Below are 6,656 nucleotides of genomic sequence, written 5' to 3'. Positions count from 1 at the left end.
CGACCGCGCGCTAAAGAACCTGCATAAGTACGGATTGGAGGGGAAGGAAGAAGCTTTGGAGAAGGTAATTACTGCGCTACCCTTTGGGAAGATTCAAAAACTGGAGATATGACGGAAGGCAACTCTTTTTCAGGCCAGCCAGTAGTAGATGTTCGTAATGCCTGTATCTTTCAGGAACATCAGGTAGTGCTGGAAGATGTCCATTTCTCAATAGCTCAGGGTGAATTCGTCTATCTGGTAGGACGTACCGGAAGCGGTAAAAGCTCACTCATGCGAACACTATACGCTGATCTGCCCCTCCGAATTGGTGAGATGGATGTAGCGGGCTACGCTATAAAAAAAATAAGCCGCTCGAAGGTGCCCTACCTTCGGCGAAAGATGGGTATCATTTTTCAAGATTTTCAGCTCTTCGCCGACCGTACGGTAGACGAGAATCTTAACTTTGTGATGCGGGCTACCGGGTGGAAAGAACGGGCTCGGATGAAGAAACGCCTAGTTGAAGTGCTTATGCAAGTTGGGCTGGGTTCAGCCGGAACAAAGCTACCGCATCAGTTGTCCGGTGGGGAGCAACAGCGGGTTGCCATTGCCCGTTCCTTAATAAATAAACCTATTCTGCTAGTTGCCGATGAGCCCACCGGAAATCTAGACCCTAGCGTATCGGAAGGTATTTTGAGCCTTTTTCAGGAAATAAATCAACAAGGCACTACTGTATTAATGGCTACCCACAGCCACGAATTTGTCCGGAACTATCCCGCCCGGGTGCTCAAATGCGAGCACGGTCGCCTACTCGATTCTCAGCGCGAAGATTTTGAACTCAATAGCACTTACTAGTCTACAGTCCACAGTCAATAGTCCATAGAATTAAGATTGATAAATATTCTGTCAACTGTTGACTATCGACTATTGACCGTTAACTGTACGCTTCAAACCACTATATTGCAATTCCCAAGTCCTAATCCCCAATCCCTAATAACCTATGAAACTAGCCGCTATCGATATTGGCACTAACTCTATTCACATGATTGTGGTGCAGGTTCGAAGTAATAATACTTTCGATGTAAGTGAGCGGGAGAAGGAAATGGTAAAGTTAGGCGAGGGAGTTTTTGCTACTAACCGACTTAGCGACCGAGCATATCAAGAAGGGTTAGAAGTAATTAGAAGGTACGTACAGTTAGCCGACCAACTGGGCGTTGATGAAATTATTACGGCTGCCACCAGCGCCACTCGAGAAGCACAAAATGGCCGGGAATTTCTGGACGCTATTATGAAGAAAACCGGTATTACGCCTCAGGTGATTTCCGGTAAAGAAGAGGCTCGGCTCATCTTTCTGGCCGTTCGGCAAGCTATTGCTCTGCAGGGAAAAAAAGCATTAGTACTGGATATTGGGGGCGGGAGCACTGAAGCGGTAGTAGGTGATGACCAAGAAGTGCTATTTCGTAGCAGCGTGAAGCTGGGGGTACGACGCTTACTAGATATGTTTGAGCATCAGGGACCTATTGGAAAAGAAGCCTTAAAAGTGTTAGAAGCGCATATCAAACAAATAGCCCACGGTGTGATCAATGAAGCCAAACAACACGGTTTTGCTCAAGTAATAGGTACTTCCGGAACTATCCGCACCTTGGGCGAAGCGGCACTACTGGAAAATGGGGGTGATGAATTACCATCGGTAAATGCCGAGAAAGTATCGCGGACTGATTTAGAAAAGCTTACTAAAAAGTTGTTAAAAGCAGAGGCCGAAGAGCGAACTAATGTAAAAGGAATTAATTCCCGCCGGGCGGACGCTATTCACTTAGGAGGAGTATTACTTACCCAGCTGCTCCAACTAGCAGATGCTAAAGAAATCACACTTTGTGATGCCTCGCTACGCGAAGGATTAATCATTGATTACATTCAGCAGTATGCCAAGAAGAGAGTTCCCTTGCCTGAACACAAGGATTTACGCTACCGAAGTGCGGCTCACCTCGCTTTCAAGTTTGATGTTGATCTGGAACAAGCCTCGCACGTGGCAGCATTAAGTACACAGATTTTTTGCGAACTTTCATCTCTCCATTCATTAAAAGTATACGAGCAGCATATTTTAGAATATGCTGCTTTACTGCATGAGGTAGGGCAGTATATTAGTTTTAAACGCTACCATAAAAATTCTCGCTATATTATTAAGCACGCCCGTTTGCGGGGTTTTACTAATGAGGAAATACTGTTAGTTGGGCATGTAGCTCGCTACCATCGCAAAGCTGAGCCATCCAAATCTCAAAAAAAGTACCGCAAACTTAGTAAGCGACAGCAAAAAATTGTAGATGTGCTAGTGGGTGTTCTCCGAATTGCAATTGGACTTAATACCACTAAGAATCAACTAGTTCAAGAGGTACGTTGTCAGATTTCTAAAAAGGAAATACAGATTATTCCGTTAGGCTCTTCAACCTTTGATATTGAGCTATGGGCCGCCGAACGGAATAAAAAAGTGCTAGAAAAGGCTCTAGATCGTGAGATTACAGTTCTGGCAAATACGTAAAAGGCCAACCCCTTTACGTTAAAAGTAGTGATTCTTCAATCGGTAAACATTATTATAGATTTTGCGTATTCATGGTGCTAGGAACCCTACAAATTGGGGTAGCTTACTTATGAAATTGTTCAGCTGCCAGAAGTGCAATCAGTTATTATATTTTGAGAATATTCGCTGTGAGCGTTGTAGTAGCTCACTAGGGTTTTCCCCTGACTTGATGGATCTACTAACCTTGGTTCCTGTCGGCGATGGTATCTTTCACACGTATAACAGCCAAACTAAGACTTACCGGTTCTGCGCCAATGCCCAACACAAGGCCTGCAATTGGTTAATCCCAACTTCCAACGCAAATGACTACTGCGCAGCGTGTCATTTTAACCGGACAGTTCCTAATCTGGCTGAAGAAAGAAATCTAAAACTTTGGCGGAAGTTGGAAACCGCTAAGCATCGCTTGATCTATACTTTGTTGAAAATGAAGCTGCCACTAATACCCAAAACGACTGATTCGGATAATGGCTTGGCCTTCGATTTTCTGGCAGACTGGATTGATGACAAAGGCGCAGCACAGCAGGTGCTCACTGGACACGCCCAAGGGCTAGTTACCATTAATATCAATGAAGCTGACGACGCGCTTAGAGCGAAGATGCGACAAGATATGGGCGAACGCTACCGAACCTTGCTAGGACACTTCCGGCACGAGGTAGGGCACTATTATTGGCAACGGCTTATTGCCGATAGCGATAACCTTTCGGAGTACCGCGCTTTATTCGGTGACGAACAAAAGGACTACGGAGAAGCGCTACAGAACCACTACCAACAAGGCCCGCCGCCGGGCTGGCGAGAAAGCTTTATAAGCTCTTACGCTACGGCTCATTCTTGGGAGGATTGGGCCGAAACCTGGGCGCACTATCTGCATATGGTAGATACCCTCGCTACCGCCTATGCGTTTGGCTTGCAAATACAACCACGGGTAACTGATGATGAAGAGTTGACGGCTGAAATAAACCGAGATCCCTACCGAGTAAAAAAATTTGATCGCATTATGGAGTTGTGGCTTCCGCTAACTATTGCCATGAACAGCATTAACCGAAGTATGGGTCAACCGGATATGTATCCGTTTGTAATTTCTGATGCAGTAGTGGCAAAGTTATCTTTTATTCACAATGTAGTTCGATCCTCAGTAGTGTAAAATTAACGGTACGCAGTTTCTTGTCATTGGTCACTAGCCATTTGTCCTTTGTCATGGTTATCGGAAGTTGGGCTTTGGGTATTAGAACTACAGCTTTTTACACCTTATACTTTATACCCTCCACCTTTTACCATCTACCCCGTACCCTTTCATTTGCCCGTCAGGCTTTTTGTCCTAACTTTGCCACCATTCTGAAAAAACGAGAGCTCTTCTATGCCTAATTTATTAAAACGAGTGCATTTTATTGCCATCGGTGGTAGCGTAATGCATGATCTGGCTTTGCATATTGCCCAAAAAGGGATACAAGTAACTGGTTCTGACGACGAGATTTACGACCCCGCTCGCGGCGCTTTAGCTGAAGCCGGACTACTACCCGTGCAGACCGGTTGGTTTCCCGAGAAGATTACCGATGAGTTAGATGCTGTAATTTTAGGAATGCACGCTCGGTCCGATAACCCTGAGTTGCAGCGGGCGCAGGAGTTAGATATTCCTATATTATCCTACCCAGATTTTATCTACGAAAATAGCCGCGACAAACAACGGGTAGTCATTGCCGGTAGTCACGGTAAAACCACCATTACATCCATTATTGTTCATGTACTAAGCCAGCTAGATCGCAAATTTGATTATGTAATTGGGGCCAAGATCGATGCTTTGCCCGGTCGGGTGCAGCTTAGTGATGCTCCACTTATCGTTATTGAAGGCGATGAGTACCTCTCTTCACCCATTGATCGTAATCCGAAGATTCTAAAGTATCATCATCATGTTGGGCTAATTAGCGGTATTGCTTGGGATCATTATAATGTTTTCAGAACCGAAGATGAATACGTGCAGCAATTCGACCGCTTTGCCGATGCTTCGCCCAAAGCCGGAGTGCTGATCTACTGCGAAGAAGACGATATGGCTACCGTGATCGGACGAAAAGAACGCGATGATGTTGCCCGGATAGAGTATAAAACCCATCCGCACCAAGTGCGCGACGGAAAAAGCTTTTTGACGACTCCCGATGGTGAAGTGCCTATTAAATTATTTGGGGCGCATAATATGCAGAATATCAGTGGAGCTCTGGAAGTTTGTAAACGAATTGGAGTAACCGAAGAACAGTTTTACTCGGCTATCGGGACATTCCAGGGGGCGAACATGCGACTGGAGCTAGTAGCTGAAAACGAACGTACCAGATTATACAAAGACTTTGCCCACGCCCCATCGAAGTTGCTGGCTACGACCAGTGCAGTGAAAAATCAGTTCCCCGCCCGAACGTTAGTTGCTTGCGTAGAACTACACACCTATAGTAGTCTGAATCCTGAATTTATTGGGCAGTATCAAGATACCCTGAAAGACGCCGATGTAGCCATCGTTTATCATAATCCTGAAGTTTCCCAACATAAGAAGCTAACCCCTCTCACAGACGAACAACTTAAAACCGCATTCAGTCAAGACGATATTCTCATTTTCACTCAAACCGAAGAACTCAAGAAGTATTTGATGGAACAAAAATGGCCTGATAAAAACCTGCTTATGATGAGTTCAGGCACCTTTGGTGGATTAGATTTGGTGGAATTGGGCAAAAAGGTTACCTATAGCAATTAGCAATTAGCAATTAGCAATTAGCTGGGAGCATGGTGTGGAGAGCAATCTTTCATGCCTCCAGCTAAAAGAACAATTTAGCAATTGAACAATAGAATAATCGTTCCTGTGAAACTATGATAAATCTAAAACTAAAGAATCCGCTAACATTTTTTGATCTGGAAAGTACCGGAGTAAATGTTACCAAAGATCGCATAGTAGAGTATTCTTTCATTAAAGTACTACCCAACCAGCAAGTAGAAACACTGACTCAACGAATCAACCCTGGGGTTCCGATTCCGCACGAAACCAGTTTAATCCATGGTATATACAACGAAGACGTAAAAGATGCACCTACTTTTAAGGAGGTAGCCCGAAAGCTACTTAAATTTCTGGAAGGCAGCGACTTGGCCGGATTTAACATCATTAAATTTGATGTGCCTATGCTGGTAGAGTCTTTTCTTCGGGAAAATATAGAATTTGATGTAAGCCGAAGGAAATTTGTAGACGCTCAGAAAATCTTTCATATGATGGAAAAGCGTACGCTATCTGCCGCTTATAAATTTTACTGTCAGAAAAATCTGGAAGACGCCCACAGCGCCGAAGCCGATACGCGAGCTACCTTAGAAGTTCTGAAAGCTCAGGTGGAAAAATACGATGGTCAGGAAGTAGTTGATCTTCAGGGTAATACAGTAGGTGTTGTTCGCGATGATGTAGAATCGTTACATAAAGTTTCTACCTCAAAAATGGTGGATTTGGCGGGACGATTTAGCTTTAATAACGACGGAGTTGAAGTTATTAATTTCGGCAAACACAAAAACAGGCCAATAGAAGAAGTGCTAGCCTCTGAACCGGCCTTCTACGATTGGATGATGAAAGGGGACTTCCCTCTGGATACCAAGCGCATACTAACTGAAATAAAACTGCGAGGGTTAAAATCAAGATTTTAGCCCTCTTATCTTCGGGTTTTACCTACTTTTTGTAGTAACTTTATAGCAAATTTTTAGGCTTACACTAATCAACTACGCGCACAACTAGCTGTTTTATGGCCAAGACCATCATCGTATCGAATCGCCTACCCATTAAAATTTTCCGTAACGAAAAAAAACAATTAGAGTACCAAACCAGTGCGGGAGGATTGGCCACCGGTTTAGGGTCCATTTACAAAGAGGGCAACAACTTGTGGATTGGCTGGCCCGGACTGGTAACGAACAAAAAAGACGAGAAAAAAGAAATTACGGAGTCTATCGGAAAGGAAAGTATGTTTCCTATATTTTTAACCGAGGACGATATCCGAGACTTCTACGAAGGCTTCAGTAACGAAACGCTATGGCCCAACTTTCACTATTTTACCCAATACGCTATCTACGAACCTCGGATGTGGGAAGCGTATAAGCG

General features: G+C 44.3%; 6 protein-coding genes and 1 pseudogene. All 7 read left to right on the top strand.

Annotated features, from left to right (window positions below):
- Window positions 1-112 (top strand): annotated as a pseudogene (locus WBA23_RS25985) (fructose-6-phosphate aldolase); the annotation flags it as partial.
- Window positions 109-831 carry a cell division ATP-binding protein FtsE gene (locus WBA23_RS25980; RefSeq protein WP_424585188.1) on the top strand — a complete coding sequence of 241 codons (723 nt, stop codon included), beginning with the start codon at window positions 109-111 and terminating at the stop codon, window positions 829-831. The pseudogene WBA23_RS25985 and the gene WBA23_RS25980, both read left to right, overlap by 4 nt.
- A 145-nt stretch (window positions 832-976) precedes the next feature.
- Window positions 977-2,512, top strand: coding sequence for a Ppx/GppA phosphatase family protein (locus WBA23_RS25975; protein WP_424585187.1), 1,536 nt, complete (start codon window positions 977-979; stop codon window positions 2,510-2,512).
- 109 nt (window positions 2,513-2,621) lie between these two features.
- Complete coding sequence (locus tag WBA23_RS25970; RefSeq protein ID WP_424585186.1) at window positions 2,622-3,692, top strand: zinc-binding metallopeptidase family protein; 1,071 nt, start codon at window positions 2,622-2,624, stop codon at window positions 3,690-3,692.
- A 213-nt stretch (window positions 3,693-3,905) separates the two neighbouring features.
- Window positions 3,906-5,282: a UDP-N-acetylmuramate--L-alanine ligase gene (locus WBA23_RS25965; RefSeq protein WP_424585185.1), complete on the top strand. Its 1,377-nt coding sequence runs from the start codon at window positions 3,906-3,908 to the stop codon at window positions 5,280-5,282.
- Window positions 5,283-5,398: 116 nt separating this feature from the next.
- Window positions 5,399-6,208 carry an exonuclease domain-containing protein gene (locus WBA23_RS25960; RefSeq protein ID WP_424585189.1) on the top strand — a complete coding sequence of 270 codons (810 nt, stop codon included), beginning with the start codon at window positions 5,399-5,401 and terminating at the stop codon, window positions 6,206-6,208.
- Between the two features lie 95 nt (window positions 6,209-6,303).
- Window positions 6,304-6,656, top strand: a 353-nt coding sequence (locus WBA23_RS25955) for a trehalose-6-phosphate synthase (RefSeq protein WP_424585184.1), incomplete at its 3' end; no start/stop codon positions are given.

The sequence above is a fragment of the Tunicatimonas sp. genome, from assembly GCF_049647865.1.
Taxonomy (GTDB): Bacteria; Bacteroidota; Bacteroidia; order Cytophagales; family Cyclobacteriaceae; genus Tunicatimonas.
This window is presented reverse-complemented; position numbering and strand designations above follow the sequence as displayed.